Consider the following 13,518-nt stretch of genomic DNA (forward strand, 5'->3'; position numbering starts at 1 on the left):
ACCTGAGCAAACAGTGAGAGGTACAGTTGTTATAAGTTGTCGTACGACCGAGGGCGAATATCCTTATCCTTCTGCTGCCTTGTCAACGTTTGATCGACGAACCGCTCTGGAACGGCGTCCTTGCCGTAGATTGCCATGGGATGCGCCCAGGCTGAATCCTTCCGTTACAGCAGCGAAATCGGGTAGCTGATGAAGATCCGGTTCTCGTCGAATTCGTTGGTGCTGAAGTCGCGACGAATCGATGCGTTACGCCATTTTACGTTAAGGCTCTTCAGCGCACCGCTCTGCACGGTGTACGCCAGCTCGGTCTCGCGGCCCCATTCCTTGCCGTCATCGACGGTGGCGGTGTGCACGTTGTCACCGCTGATGTAGCGGTTCATCAGGGTCAGGCCCGGCACGCCGACGGCGGCGAAGTTGAAGTCGTGGCGCAACTGCCAGGATTTTTCCTTGGCGTTGTCATAGCTGGAGTTGTAGCTGTCGTTCGCCAGGGTGCCGCCGCTGGTGCCGTTGACGCGCATCCAGGCATCATCGCCGCCGACTTTCTGCAGGCCGACATAGAAGGTGTTGCCACCGTATTTGGCCGAGAGCATGGCGAACGCGGTCTTGTTATCCAGGTCGCCGGCCAGGGCGCTGCCGTCTTCCTTGCCGGTGAAGTAGCCCAGGTTGGCGCCCAGGGTCCAGTCGCCCATGGGTTGGCTGTGGGTCAGGTTGAAATATTGCTGCTGGTAGATGTCGGACAGTTCCGCGTACCAGACGCCGACCTGGGTGCGTTTTTCGTTGAAGGCATATTCGCCGCCGCCGAAGTTGAAACGGTCGGAAGTGAAGGCACCGCGGCCGTTCATCGACATGTCTTCCATGCTCGCGTCGTTACGCGGGCTGTTGCCACGGAACTGACCGCCATAGAGGCTCAGGCCGTTGATCTCGGTGGAAGTGACCTGGCCGCCCTGGAAGGTTTGCGGCAGGGAGCGACCGTCGTCGGAACGCAGGATCGGCAGCACCGGCATCCACTCGCCGACTTTCAGCTCGGTCTTAGAGACCTTGGCCTTGAGGGCCACGCCCAACCGGCCGAAGTCATCGGCCGGGCGACCGTCGTCGTGCACCGGCAGCAACTGGGTGCCGGCGGTGCCGCGACCGCCGTCGAGCTTGACCGAGTACAGGCCGAGCACGTCCACGCCGAAGCCGACCGTGCCTTGGGTGAAACCGGACTTGGCGTCGAGGATGAAGCTTTGAGTCCATTCCTCGGCTTTGCCTTGGGCGGCGGCGTCGTTGACGAAGTTGCGGTTGAAATAAGCGTTGCGCAGATTCAGCGTGGCTTTGGCGTCATCGACAAAACCTGCGGCGTTGGCTGTCATGGGCATGAACATGGCCAGGCTGCTGCAACTGATCAGGCCCAGGGCGACATTCGATGGGGAAAAAGGACGGGTTGGACGGTTCTTGGGCGAAAAACGGACACGTGTGCTCACTCTGACGCTCCCTTGCTTTTTTGTTGTTTTTATCTGTTATACGTCGTCGTACAACATGGCAGGGATTATTTGGTGGCGGGTGATTCTTGTCAACTGGCCATTACTGCGAATTTTGCTTCCCGATAGCCGCTGATGGGTGGGCATCTCGTGGGGTTATGGGCGCACCTTAGGCTGGAAGGGCTTCGCTGTGAGGCATGCTGCGGTCTGAAGAATAGCTGCGAGCAGATCGGGTTGTGCGATGACTGGTCTAAGACATTAGTCGAATGGGCCTGCCTATAAAGCTTTTGTGGCGAGGGAGCAAGCTCCCTCGCCACAAAGCATCGGCGGCGTTTCCAGTCATCGAACAGGCACAAAAACAGGCTGCCAGCGCAAAAAGGAGTAACCTGCCGCCCTGCTTTGATTCCCTTCCATGGACCCTCCTCATGTTTCCCAACGCCGAGCGTTACAACCATTCCACCGAATATGCCAACAAACTCGTCGACCGCATCGGCCAGACGCCGGCCTGGATTGCCTTGCGCATCGGCATCACTGAAAAACGCATGCGCTACATTCTTGTGGGCTCGCGTACGATCAAGGGCGACACCACGGAAATCCTCATGTCTTACGCCGAGCAGTTCTGCCTGGAGTGCCTGGCCGCCGAGGCCAAGGCCGCCAAGGATCGCGCCCGCTCGAAGGCGGCAGGCCCTGCCAGCGACGCCTGAACCATCACGATCCGTGGCGAGGGAGCTTGCTCCCGCTGGCTGCGTAGCAGCCCCTCTTGAACACCTTGCATCATTGTCGCCAAGTTGCCAGTGATTGGGCTGCTGCGCAGCCCAGCGGGAGCAAGCTCCCTCCCCACGAAAGCAACTGCGGCACTTCTTGGCGGTCCTTGTCGTCGAACAGGCATCTGGAAAGTTTCCAGCGGCCTATTGTCGTTATGTTCCCGCAAGGTTTTTGAATGGATCACTACACCCCGCGCGCCTGGCAGCCGCACGAACGGCCGACGCTGCCCGGTTCGCCCTCGACGCCGTTGCATCCCACGCCCAAGCGGTTTGCCTACGCGCTGGTGGGCGTGCTGGTGGCATTGACCGGGGGCTTGGGCAATTCGCTGGTGATCGCCAATCTGCCCTATCTGCAAGGGTCCCTGGGCGCCACCACGGCTGAGATGGCCTGGTTGCCCGCGGCCTACGTCATGACTAACGTCTCGATGAACCTGCTGCTGGTGAAGTTCCGCCAGCAGTTCGGCTTGCGCGCGTTCACCGAAGTGTTCCTGGCGCTCTACGCCCTGGTGACCTTCGGCCATCTGTTCGTCAACGACCTGAACTCGGCGATCGCCGTGCGTGCGGCCCATGGCATGGTGGGTGCGGCTCTCAGCTCCCTGGGCCTGTATTACATGGTCCAGGCTTTCCCGGCCAAATGGCGGCTCAAGGCGCTGGTGTTGGGCCTGGGCACTTCGCAATTGGCCTTGCCAATGGCCCGGCTGTTCTCTGAAGACCTGCTGCAAATCGCCGAATGGCGCGGCTTGTACCTGTTCGAGCTGGGCATGGCGCTGCTGTCGCTGGGCTGCGTGCTGCTGCTCAAGTTGCCGCCGGGTGATCGCCTCAAGACCTTTGAAAAACTCGACTTCCTGACCTTCACCGTGCTCGCCAGCGGCGTCGCCTTGCTGTGCGCGGTGTTGTCGCTGGGGCGCATCGACTGGTGGTTGGAAGCGCCATGGATCGGCGTGGCCTCGGCGGCTTCCATCGTGTTGATCATGGCAGGCCTGGCGATCGAACATAACCGCAGCAACCCGATGCTGATGACGCGTTGGCTCGGCAGCGGGGTGATGATCCGCCTGGCCCTGGCGGTGATTCTGATCCGCATGGTGACCTCGGAACAGTCCACCGGGGCGGTGGGTTTCCTGCAAGCGCTGAACATGAGCAGCCAGCAGATGCACAGCCTTTATGTGGTGATGCTGATCGGCAGTATCGCCGGGCTGGTGACCAGTGCGCTGACGATCAACCCGGCGCACCTGTTCATGCCGCTGATCATTTCCCTGGCGTTGATGGCCACGGGGTCGGTGATGGACAGTTATTCGAACAACCTGAGCCGTCCGCAAAACATGTATTTCAGCCAGTTCCTGCTGGCGTTCGGCAGCACGTTCTTCCTCGGGCCGACGATGATCCTGGGTGTGCGCAATGTGCTGACCAACCCGCGAAACCTGGTGAGTTTTTCCGTGCTGTTCGGGATCTGCCAGAGCCTCGGCGGCCTGGTAGGGGCCGCGGTGCTCGGCACGTTCCAGGTGGTGCGCGAGAAATTCCATTCCAGCCATCTGGTGGAGAACCTGAGTCAGTTCGATCCTCGCGTCGCCGCGCGGGTGGACAGCGGCGGTTCGGCGGTGGGTTCGCTGATTGCCGATCCGGGCCTGCGTCACCTGCAAGGCCTTCGCAGCCTCGCCACGGCCGCTACCCGCGAAGCCAACATACTTGCCTATAACGACGTGTTCATGCTGATCGCGGTGATCGCCGTGCTGACCATGATCTGGATTTCCATTCGTGCCCTGTGGCTGATGAGCACCACCCAGCCCGCCGCCGCAGCGCCTGCCCCTTCGACACAACCCAGCGGTGCCACTTCTCCATGACCGAGCCGACCACCACGACCACCAACGCCATCGCCGATACGCCGGAAGACCAGGCGCCTCCTGCCGCTCCGGCGACAAAACCGCGCTCTCTGCGAGTGCGGGTGCTTTCATCCCTCGGATTCGCCGCAGTGGCGATTGTCGGCGTGCTGGTGGTGCTTTATGCCTGGCAATTGCCGCCGTTCAGCAGCGCCGTGGAAACCACCGAGAATGCTCTGGTGCGCGGGCAGGTGACGATTATCGGGCCGCAGCTCAGTGGTTATGTCCATGAAGTCCTGGTGCAGGACTTCCAGTTCGTCAAGGCCGGCGATCTGCTGGTGCGCCTGGATGACCGCATCTACCGGCAACGGCTCGACCAGGCGCTGGCGCAACTGGCGGTGCAGCAGGCGGCCCTGGCCAACGTCGTACAGCAGCGCAACAGCGCCGAGGCGACCATCAGGCTGCGCCAGGCCGCGCTGGCCGACAGCCAGGCCCAGGCCCACAAAGCCGCCGCCGACCTGCGCCGCAACGAGGCGTTGATAAAGGACGGTTCGGTGTCCAGGCGTGAACTGGATATCAGTCGCGCCGCCAGCGCCCAAGCCACCGCGGCCGTCGCCCAGGCCCAGGCCAGCCTGGAAATTGCCCGTCAGGACCGGCAAACCGTCATCGTCAACCGCGGCTCCCTGGAAGCGGCTGTCGCTAGCGCCGAGGCGGCGGTGCAACTGGCGCGCATTGACCTGTCCAACACGCGCGTGTTGGCGCCACGGGACGGTCAGCTGGGGCAGATCGGCGTGCGCCTGGGCGCCTACGTCAATTCCGGAGCGCAGTTGATGGCGCTGGTGCCGAACCAGAAGTGGGTGATCGCCAACCTCAAGGAAACCCAGATGGACAAGGTACGGGTCGGTCAGCCGGCAAGCTTCACCGTGGATGCCCTCGGCCATCGCCGCTTCCAGGGGCATGTCGAACGCATTTCCCCGGCCACCGGTTCCGAGTTCAGCCTGCTGCAGGCCGACAACGCCACCGGCAATTTCGTCAAGATTGCCCAGCGCGTTCCGGTTCGCATCACCGTGGATCCGGACCAGCCCGAAAGTGAACGCCTGCGGCCGGGGATGTCGGTGGTGGTGAGCATCGACACGGCCGCCGAACAGCAATGACCCGCAGAAGAAAGCCGTTTCCTGCACAGGGAACGCGTCACTCGTGCAGGAGTCGTAACCTCCATGCGTTTCTGACCCCCACGGAGATCCAATGAATCTGGAAGTCCCGAGCACCGATACCAATCGCCGCCAACTGCTGCAGATCATCGCCGGGCTATCGGATGGCGTGATGCTGATCGAAGTCGACCAGACGATTGCCTGGGCCAACGAAGCGGCCTTGACCATGCACGGAGTCGAGGAGCTTGGCGAGTTGGGCGCCAACGCCAAGGAGTACGCCCGGCGTTTCAATTTGCGTTATCGCAACAACCATTCGCTGCCCGAAGACAACTATCCCATCGCCCGCGTCGCTCGCGGCGACGAATTCAGCGATGTGCTGGTGGAGGTCACGCCCGTGGCCGATCCGGACCGCACCTGGGTGCACCGCATCCGCAGCATGGTGCTGACCGACCGCAACGACGAGCCGGAATACCTGGTGCTGATTCTCAGCGATGCCACGGAATGGGCCAGCGCCGAACAGCGCTTCGAGAAAACCTTTGGCGCCAACCCGGCACCAGCGGTGATCTGCCGTCTCAGCGATTTGCGCTATATCAAGGTCAACGCGGGTTTCCTGGAAATGACCGGCTACAGCCGCGAAGAGGTGATCGGGCGTTCGGTGTATGAACTGGATGTGCTCGAGGCTGCCGAAAAGCGCGATCTGGCCGTCGAGCGCCTGGGGCAGGGCGCGACCATCCCGCAGATGCAGGCCGAACTGCGCTTGCCCGATGGCACCAACAAACAGGTGATCGTCGCTGGCCAGCCGCTGGACCTCCACGATGAAGACTGCATGTTGTTTTCGTTCATGGACATGGAGCCGCGTCGCAAGGCCGAAACGGCGCTGCGCCAGAGCGAGGAGCGTTTTGCCAAGTCGTTCCGGCTGTCACCGGTGCCGACGCTGATCTGTAGCGCCGAGCTGCAACTGGCGGAAATCAACGAGGCCTTCCTCCAGGCGACGGGTTATGCCAGCGAAGAGCTGTTGGGCAAGACCGTGGAGGAGATCGGCTTCCTCGAGAAGGAAGCGGCGGCGACGTTGTTCGGGCGCCTGGAAAAGACTGCCACCGTGTCCAGGGTCGACGTCAAGGTGCACAAGAAAGGCGGGGAGCAGATCGACTGCGAAGTGGCGGCCGATACCGTCATCATCCAGGGCAAGCCATGTTTCCTGCTGGTGCTGATGAATATCACCGAACGCAAGCGCTCGGAGCTGGAGCTGGTAGCGGCCATCGAAGAAGTGATGAAGGACGCGTCGTGGTTCAGCCGTACGCTGATCGAAAAACTGGCCAACGTGAAGAGTATCAATGCGCAGACCCCCACGACGTCGTTCACTGAGCTGACCGCCCGCGAACGTGACGTACTGGGGCTGATTTGCGAGGGCCTGGCCGACAAGGAAATCGCCGCGCGCTTGAAACTGGCCCCCAACACCGTGCGCAATCACGTGGCGACGCTGTATTCGAAACTCGACGTCCATAGTCGTAGCGAGGCGATTGTCTGGGCGCGGGAGCGGGGCTTGTTCGCGAACGAATGGCGGATGAAGGCACCATGATAGCCAGTGCAAATGCACCTGGTATTCTGGTGCAAATTCAGGTTCTGCGCAGGCTATAACCTCCCTAGGCTGGAGGGGTGCGGCATTGCTGTTGAACGCCGCGTCCCCACGAAACAGTCAAGGAATACGCCCCGATGTGCAGCAAACCCTTCAAGTGTGAGATCGACAGGACGTCTATGGGAGCCAGGAGGCCGGCCACCGGTCATTTGCGACTTCGAAGCTGAGGTACACAGATGACCCATCTGGCTCCGTTACGTACCCGTCTCGAGCAAAGCTTTGCGCCACTGGCCTGTGAATGCAGCCTCAACGGCGACGGCACCCTGACCATTCGCCTGTACCGCGAGGAAAGCGGCGAGGTCGACCTGGTGGTGAGCGGCATGAGCGTCGACAGCATCCGCTCCGAGGAAGGCTTGAACAAGCTGATCGATGAACTGCGTTATGAGCTGTACAACACGCCGCTGCATCGCAGCGATCCGGCGTGATCCATAAGACCGACGCGATCCCCCGTGGCGAGGGAGCTTGCTCCCGCTGGATCGCGCAGCGATCCCAAACCTGTCGAATCGGCAGTCCCCAAGCACATCGCGTCTAACAGCTTGCGGCTGCTGCGCAGCCGAGCGGGAGCAAGCTCCCTCGCCACGGAGACCGCGTCATCAATGGGGCTGCGTAATCAAAGCAATGTCGCCCGACAATCCAGCGCCAACCGCGCCCCGCCCAGCTCGCTGCGATCCACCTCCAGCGTAAACCCGTGCAGCGTGACAATCGCCGCGACGATCGACAGGCCCAGGCCGAAGCCGCCGTGCTGGCTGCTGCCCTCGGCGCGGTAGAAGCGGCGGAACACCGCCTTGCGTTCCGCCTCGGGAATGCCAGGGCCTGAATCGAGCACTTCGATGCGGCTGCTGTCGCCCTGGTCGACGCCCCGCAGGATCACCTCGCCGCCCGATGGGGTGAACTTGATCGAGTTGCTCAACAGGTTCGACACCGCCTCGAACAACAATGCCCGGTCACCGTTGAGCAAGGGCAGGGTGTCGGGCACTTCCAGCTTGAACACCAGCTCGCGTTCCTCGGCCAGCGGCAGATAGAAGTCATGCAGTTCCTGCAACAACTGCAACGGATCCAGACGCACGAAACCGGAGCGGCGCTGCTGGTCCTCCAGTTCCGAAATCCGCAACAGACCGCGAAACCGCGCCATCAGCGTATCGGTCTCGGCGATCACCTGATCCATCTGCAACGCTTCCGGCGAGCCGTCCGCGGCCTCCTGCTGGATGCGATAGAGTTGGGCACGCAGGCGCGTCAGCGGGGTGCGCAAGTCATGGGCGATGTTGTCGCAGACGCCCTTGACCTCATTCATCAGCCGTTCGATGCGATCGAGCATGGCATTGACGATGGCTGCCAGCATGTCCAGTTCATCGCGACGGCTCGACAGCGGCAGGCGATGGGTCAGGTCGCCGGCGACGATGGCTTCCGCGCTGGCCTGCAAGGCGCGGATACGCCGCAGCGGTCGACGTCGCAACAGGTGCCAGCCGGCGATGCCCGGCAGGATAGTCAACGAGACCCCCCAGAGCAGCGCGTGCAGGATGATGCGGGTCACGGCGAACAGCGAGCCGTTGTCCCGCGCCAATACCAGCCAGCGGCCGTCCTGGGTCCGGGTCGCGACCGCGTCGCAACTGTCGGAGGGGATCATCGGGTCGTCGGAGTCGACGCAGCCACCGAGCATATGGATCTTGCCGTCCAGCGGCAGGTCGGCGGGGATGCGCTGGATCGGTCCGCTCAGATGGCGCAGCTGCGGGTCGAACAGGCCGTAGGCGTCGACGCCGCGTTCATCCAGCGACAGGCTGGCCATGAGCGCGTCTTCCAGCTGTTCGCCATGGATGCGCGCGAACAGGTGCTGGCGCTGCATCAGGGAATGCTTGGCGAGGCTGTCGAGGTAGCCGAACACCTCGTAATACATGACCCCCATCAGGATCGCGCTCCAGATCACGAACAGCGAACTGTACAGCGCCAGCAGGCGGCTGCTGGAGGAGCGCCAGCCCTTAGCGGGGTTCAGCAATGACATAGCCGGAGCCTCGTACCGTGCGAATCAGCGGTTCCAGGCCCGGCGGGTCGATCTTCTTGCGCAGGCGACCGATGTGGACGTCGATCAGGTTGGTGCCCGGGTCGAAGTGATAACCCCAGACTTCTTCGAAAATCATCATGCGCGAGAGGATCTGGCCACTGTTGCGCATCAGAAATTCCAGCAACTTGTATTCGGTGGGCAGCAGGCTCAGCAACTGGCCGTTGCGGCTGGCCTCGCGGCTGATCAGATTCAGCTCCAGGTCCGCCACTCGCAGCACGGTTTCCGGCTCGCAGGCGCCGTTGTTGCGGCGCAGCAGCACTTCGACCCGGGCGGCCATTTCGTCGGTGGCGAACGGCTTGGTCAGGTAATCGTCGCCACCGGCCCGCAGGCCACGCACCCGCTCGTCGACATCGGAGAGGGCGCTGATCATCAGGATCGGCGTGGCCACACCCATGCTACGCAGCTGGGTGACGATCACCAGGCCGTCGAGTTCGGGCAGCATGCGGTCGAGAGTGATCAGGTCATAGTCACCGCTGACCGCCCGTTCCAGGCCCTCCCGGCCGTTGTCGACCCAGTCGACGTCCAGGCCGTTGCGGGTCAGTTCGGCGACGATTTCACGGGCGGTCACGGCGTCGTCTTCGATGGTCAGGATACGGTTCATGGGCGTTACCGGTTGGGAAGTGGAGCCATTGCGCAGCATTCTGCCAAAGATTACCTGTCGGCTTTCTGAAAAAAAGTTCATGGGCGCCGGCAAATGCATTCCCTGGCCTGGATCAATACTTCGTCACAAATAATCCCTAACATATTCCGGCACGCACCATCATGCTGCGTCCCTCGCTGTGTTCCGCCGCGCTGTCGCTGGCGGGCAATGACGAGAAGCTGGTGGCAAGTGGCGCAAGGAGCCGAGACCTACTGAACCTTAAGGATGAGTCGCGTGATCAACTCCCAGAATGTCCTACGCCGTAAATTCGATATCCAACCGCTGAAACGGGCCGACATGAGCGTTCGCCTGGACGGCCAGGCTGTCGACGCCGCCGAGGGTGAGACCGTACTCACCGTCATCCAGGCCATGGGCCAACGCCAGGTGGCCCGCAACGACCACGGCCAGGTCAGCGGTGCCTACTGCGGCATGGGCATTTGCCAATGCTGCCTCGTCAGGATCGATGGCCGCCACAAGCGACGGGCCTGCCAGACGCTGGTGCGACCGGGCATGCAGATCGAAACCCGGGTCAATCGCATCGCCGCAACGGAGGCGCCATGAACCTCGATCCGGTAATTGTCGGCGGCGGGCCGGCGGGTATGGCGGCGGCCATCGAGCTGGCCGCCAATGGTCTGCGTTGCACGCTGCTCGAAGAAGCGCCACGCGTGGGCGGCGTGGTGTACCGCGGGCCGTTGCGCGATGGGGTGAGCCTGGACTACCTCGGGGCGCGCTACAGTGAGGCCCTGGCAAAGCTCCATGGGGAATTCCAGCGCAACGCCGGCCTGATTGATGTGCGACTGGGCAGTCGGGTCATCGGTGCCGAGGGGTTCCGGGCCCTGATGCTGCTGGACGGCGACGAGCGCTTGCGGGACGTGGCCTATTCCCAGTTGATCCTGGCAGCCGGTTGTCATGAACGCAGTGTGCCGTTCCCCGGCTGGACACTGCCGGGGGTGATGATGCTCGGTGGCCTGCAATTGCAGATCAAGAGTGGCGTGGTCAAGCCGCCGAGCCCGGTGGTGATTGCCGGCACCGGCCCGTTGCTGCCCTTGGTGGCCTGCCAGCTGCACGCCTCGGGCGTCACCGTGGCGGGTGTCTACGAAGCCTGTGCCTTCGGCAGGATCGCCAAGGAAAGCCTGGCGTTATTGAACAAACCGCAATTGTTTCTCGATGGCCTGGGCATGCTGGCGTACCTCAAGCGGCACCGCATCCGGGTGCGCTATGGTTGGGGCGTGGTGCGCGCCGAGGGCGCGGGTGAACTGAGCAGCGTGACCGTTGCGCCTTACTCCGCCGACTGGAAGCCGGACCTCGGACAGGCCGAACAGCTGTCGGCCGAGACGCTGGCGGTCGGCTACGGGTTTATCCCGCGCACGCAGTTGAGCCAGCAGATGGGGCTTGACCATGGCTTCAGCGAGGACGGCTACCTGCGCGCCGTGTCCGATGCCTGGCAGCGCAGCAGCGAGGCGCATATCCACCTGGCGGGCGACATGGGCGGGATCCGCGGCGGTGAAGCGGCCATGTTGAGCGGGCGCATCGCGGCGTTGTCGGTCCTGCTGCAGCGTAATGTCCTGGATGAGGCCACGGCGCTGGGGCGCCGCAGGTGCTATCAGGCCCAATTGGACCGGATCATTCGTTTTCGCGCCGCTGTTGATCGCTACACCCGGCGCGGCGCCGGGCAAATCGCGCTGCCAGCCGCCGATACGGTGATCTGCCGTTGCGAACACGCCACCCGCGCGGACATCGACCGCGCCCTTGAACAGGGCGTGCAAGACATGGCCAGCCTGAAAATGCGCACCCGGGTGAGCATGGGCGATTGCCAAGGTCGCCTGTGTGTCGGCTACTGCAGCGACCGCCTGCGCGAAGCTACCGGACGGACCGATGTGGGCTGGCTACGGCCACGTTTTCCGATCGACCCGATTCCTTTCTCTGCGTTCCAGAACGATGACCCGGAGGCGGTATCCCATGATCAGGCACTATGACGTAGTGATTGCCGGTGGAGGGGTGATCGGGGCGTCCTGCGCCTATCAACTGTCCAAGCGCAAGCACCTGAAGATCGCCCTGATCGATGCCAAGCGTCCAGGCAACGCCACCCGCGCATCGGCCGGCGGCCTGTGGGCCATCGGCGAATCGGTGGGGCTGGGCTGTGGGGTGATTTTTTTCCGCATGATGTCGGCCAACCGCAAGCGCCAGGCCCGAGGCGCCGCCGTGGCGGTGGATGCCAGCACGCCGCATATCCTGCCCGACTCGTTTTTCGATTTCGCCTTGCAGTCCAATGCGATGTATCCGCAATTGCACAGGGAACTGATCGAGCGTCACGGCATGGATTTCAAGTTTGAAGAGACCGGGCTCAAGTTCGTGATCTATGACGATGAGGACCGCTCCTACGCCGAACACATTGTCGCCTGCATTCCCCACCTGGCTGATCAGGTGCGCTGGCTCGACCAGGCGGCGTTGCGCGAGGCCGAGCCGAGTGTCAGCCATGAGGCCTTGGGCGCGCTGGAGTTTCTCTGCGACCACCAGGTCAGCCCATTCCGCCTGGCCGACGCCTACACCGAGGGCGCGCGGCAGAATGGTGTTGATCTGTTCTTCAACACCGATGTGACTGACGTGTTGCGTAATGGCAGTCGGGTGACAGGGGTGAAAACTGCCGAAGCCGGCAGCTTCAACTGCCGGACGTTGATCAATGCTGCCGGCGCCTGGGCGGCGGACTTGAGCGAGCAGGCGACGGGCGTGCGGATTCCGGTCAAGCCGGTCAAGGGGCAGATCCTGCTGACCGAGCGCATGCCGAAAATCCTCAGCGGATGCCTGACCACCAGCGATTGTTATGTGGCGCAGAAGGACAACGGCGAGATCCTGATCGGCAGCACCACGGAAGACAAAGGGTTCGACGTGACCACCACCTACCCTGAAATCGAGGGATTGGTGCAAGGCGCGGTGCGGTGTATCCCGCAACTGGCCGACATCAACCTGAAACGCACCTGGGCCGGCCTGCGTCCCGGCTCACCGGATGAGTTGCCGATCCTTGGGCCGATGCGCGGCGTGGAGGGCTACCTCAACGCCTGCGGGCATTTTCGCACCGGCATCCTGACCTCGGCCATCACCGGGGTGCTGCTGGACAAACTGGTGAACGACGAGCCGTTGCCGCTGGACATCACACCGTTCCTGGCGGACCGGTTTGAAGTGGCGGCGGTTGCAGAACCGAGGAAAATGCAACCGGCCTGAGAGCCGGGTCGAACCCAGTGTGGGAGCGAGCCTGCTCGCGAAAGCGGCGTGTCAGTCGACGCCAATGTCTATGCACTGGCGCCTTCGCGAGCAGGCTCGCTCCCACATTGTTTTTCGGTTGAGCAGGATTTTTTTGTTCACCACAATCCCTTGTGGGAGGTTACTCCACCGGTGTACTGACAAATGCTTCCAGGCCTTCGGCATAAGCGGTAAACGCGCTGATCTGCGGGAAGGCCTTGCCTTGTACCTGATCGGCCACCAACAGGTTGGTGAAGGTCCATGCCACCGCGACGCTGATGCCGGCCTGGTCGAGCGAGCCATCGGTGGGCAATGGTTGTTTCACCAATACCTTTTCCAACTCGCCATATGCCGCCAGCAACTGGCCCGACACCCGCGTGAGCCACGGCTCATGCTGGATTTGTGCTGGGCGCAAAGTGCGTTCGTAATAGATCTGCACCGATTTTTCGCACGCCGCCAATGCCAACCCGATCAGTTGCAACGATTGCAACCGTTGCCCCGGATCGCTCGGCATCAGGCTCTTCCCGGGCCCGGCCAAGGTTTCCAGGTAATCGATGATCAAGGTCGAGTCCATCAACACCGAGCCGTCATCCAGCACCAGGGTCGGGGCCTTGACCACCGGGTTGATGCGCTGGAATTGCTCGAAATGCCTGAACACCGAAACCGATTGGTGTTCCAGGGCGATGCCCAGGCGCTTGGCGGTAATGGCGACGCGTCGTACATAGGGCGAGTCCAGCATGCCGATCAGCTTCATGGCTTC

12 protein-coding genes are annotated in these 13,518 nt (G+C 62.5%); 8 read left to right on the plus strand and 4 right to left on the minus strand.

Features of this window, described 5'->3' with window-relative positions; genetic code table 11:
* Positions 1-164: 164 nt before the first annotated feature.
* Positions 165-1,463, minus strand: coding sequence for an OprD family porin (locus tag J3P94_RS11520; protein ID WP_434573461.1), 1,299 nt, complete (start codon positions 1,461-1,463; stop codon positions 165-167).
* A 422-nt stretch (positions 1,464-1,885) separates the two neighbouring features.
* Here J3P94_RS11520 and J3P94_RS11525 point away from each other — a divergent pair, with 422 nt between their 5' ends.
* The 5 genes from J3P94_RS11525 (at position 1,886) to J3P94_RS11545 (ending at position 7,250) form a co-directional block, all read left to right on the plus strand.
* Positions 1,886-2,164, plus strand: coding sequence for a hypothetical protein (locus tag J3P94_RS11525; RefSeq protein WP_434573463.1), 279 nt, complete (start codon positions 1,886-1,888; stop codon positions 2,162-2,164).
* A 236-nt stretch (positions 2,165-2,400) separates the two neighbouring features.
* Positions 2,401-4,062, plus strand: a complete 1,662-nt coding sequence (locus tag J3P94_RS11530; protein WP_434573464.1) for an MFS transporter — start codon at positions 2,401-2,403, stop codon at positions 4,060-4,062.
* Positions 4,059-5,192: an HlyD family secretion protein gene (locus J3P94_RS11535; RefSeq protein WP_434573466.1), complete on the plus strand. Its 1,134-nt coding sequence runs from the start codon at positions 4,059-4,061 to the stop codon at positions 5,190-5,192. Before J3P94_RS11530 ends, J3P94_RS11535 begins: the two co-directional genes overlap by 4 nt.
* 91 nt (positions 5,193-5,283) lie before the next feature.
* Entirely contained in the window at positions 5,284-6,768 is a 1,485-nt protein-coding gene (locus J3P94_RS11540) for a PAS domain S-box protein (protein ID WP_434573468.1), read from the plus strand.
* A 233-nt stretch (positions 6,769-7,001) separates the two neighbouring features.
* Complete coding sequence (locus J3P94_RS11545; RefSeq protein ID WP_434573469.1) at positions 7,002-7,250, plus strand: DUF1652 domain-containing protein; 249 nt, start codon at positions 7,002-7,004, stop codon at positions 7,248-7,250.
* Positions 7,251-7,435: 185 nt separating this feature from the next.
* Here J3P94_RS11545 and J3P94_RS11550 read toward each other — a convergent pair whose 3' ends face one another.
* Together J3P94_RS11550 and J3P94_RS11555 are read right to left on the minus strand one after the other, a co-directional pair.
* Complete coding sequence (locus J3P94_RS11550; protein ID WP_305500350.1) at positions 7,436-8,821, minus strand: sensor histidine kinase; 1,386 nt, start codon at positions 8,819-8,821, stop codon at positions 7,436-7,438.
* Positions 8,799-9,482: a response regulator transcription factor gene (locus J3P94_RS11555; protein WP_434573471.1), complete on the minus strand. Its 684-nt coding sequence runs from the start codon at positions 9,480-9,482 to the stop codon at positions 8,799-8,801. Before J3P94_RS11555 ends, J3P94_RS11550 begins: the two co-directional genes overlap by 23 nt.
* 336 nt (positions 9,483-9,818) lie before the next feature.
* Here J3P94_RS11555 and J3P94_RS11560 point away from each other — a divergent pair, with 336 nt between their 5' ends.
* The 3 genes from J3P94_RS11560 to hcnC are packed head-to-tail and all read left to right on the plus strand — an operon-like array spanning position 9,819 to position 12,740.
* Positions 9,819-10,082: a (2Fe-2S)-binding protein gene (locus tag J3P94_RS11560; protein WP_434574155.1), complete on the plus strand. Its 264-nt coding sequence runs from the start codon at positions 9,819-9,821 to the stop codon at positions 10,080-10,082.
* Positions 10,079-11,497, plus strand: a complete 1,419-nt coding sequence (gene hcnB / locus J3P94_RS11565) for a cyanide-forming glycine dehydrogenase subunit HcnB (protein ID WP_434573473.1) — start codon at positions 10,079-10,081, stop codon at positions 11,495-11,497. Before J3P94_RS11560 ends, hcnB begins: the two co-directional genes overlap by 4 nt.
* The gene (gene hcnC, locus J3P94_RS11570; protein ID WP_434573475.1) at positions 11,481-12,740 is read left to right on the plus strand and encodes a cyanide-forming glycine dehydrogenase subunit HcnC; all 1,260 of its coding nucleotides are present in this window, start codon (positions 11,481-11,483) and stop codon (positions 12,738-12,740) included. The genes hcnB and hcnC overlap by 17 nt, the downstream gene beginning before the upstream one ends.
* Before the next feature lie 160 nt (positions 12,741-12,900).
* Here hcnC and J3P94_RS11575 read toward each other — a convergent pair whose 3' ends face one another.
* Positions 12,901-13,512, minus strand: a complete 612-nt coding sequence (locus J3P94_RS11575) for a glutathione S-transferase N-terminal domain-containing protein (RefSeq protein WP_434573476.1) — start codon at positions 13,510-13,512, stop codon at positions 12,901-12,903.
* Positions 13,513-13,518 lie beyond the last annotated feature (6 nt).

The organism is Pseudomonas sp. Z3-8, from assembly GCF_051131975.1.
GTDB lineage: Bacteria > Pseudomonadota > Gammaproteobacteria > Pseudomonadales > Pseudomonadaceae > Aquipseudomonas.

Excerpts from the sequence above, each read along its gene's own strand:
- J3P94_RS11525 (WP_434573463.1), top strand. The coding sequence starts at position 1,886 with ATGTTTCCCAACGCCGAGCGTTACAACCATTCCACCGAATATGCCAAC.
- J3P94_RS11530 (WP_434573464.1), top strand. The coding sequence starts at position 2,401 with ATGGATCACTACACCCCGCGCGCCTGGCAGCCGCACGAACGGCCGACG.
- J3P94_RS11535 (WP_434573466.1), top strand. The coding sequence starts at position 4,059 with ATGACCGAGCCGACCACCACGACCACCAACGCCATCGCCGATACGCCG.
- J3P94_RS11540 (WP_434573468.1), top strand. The coding sequence starts at position 5,284 with ATGAATCTGGAAGTCCCGAGCACCGATACCAATCGCCGCCAACTGCTG.
- J3P94_RS11545 (WP_434573469.1), top strand. The coding sequence starts at position 7,002 with ATGACCCATCTGGCTCCGTTACGTACCCGTCTCGAGCAAAGCTTTGCG.
- J3P94_RS11550 (WP_305500350.1), bottom strand. The coding sequence starts at position 8,821 with ATGTCATTGCTGAACCCCGCTAAGGGCTGGCGCTCCTCCAGCAGCCGC.
- J3P94_RS11555 (WP_434573471.1), bottom strand. The coding sequence starts at position 9,482 with ATGAACCGTATCCTGACCATCGAAGACGACGCCGTGACCGCCCGTGAA.
- J3P94_RS11560 (WP_434574155.1), top strand. The coding sequence starts at position 9,819 with ATGAGCGTTCGCCTGGACGGCCAGGCTGTCGACGCCGCCGAGGGTGAG.
- hcnB (WP_434573473.1), top strand. The coding sequence starts at position 10,079 with ATGAACCTCGATCCGGTAATTGTCGGCGGCGGGCCGGCGGGTATGGCG.
- hcnC (WP_434573475.1), top strand. The coding sequence starts at position 11,481 with ATGATCAGGCACTATGACGTAGTGATTGCCGGTGGAGGGGTGATCGGG.
- J3P94_RS11575 (WP_434573476.1), bottom strand. The coding sequence starts at position 13,512 with ATGAAGCTGATCGGCATGCTGGACTCGCCCTATGTACGACGCGTCGCC.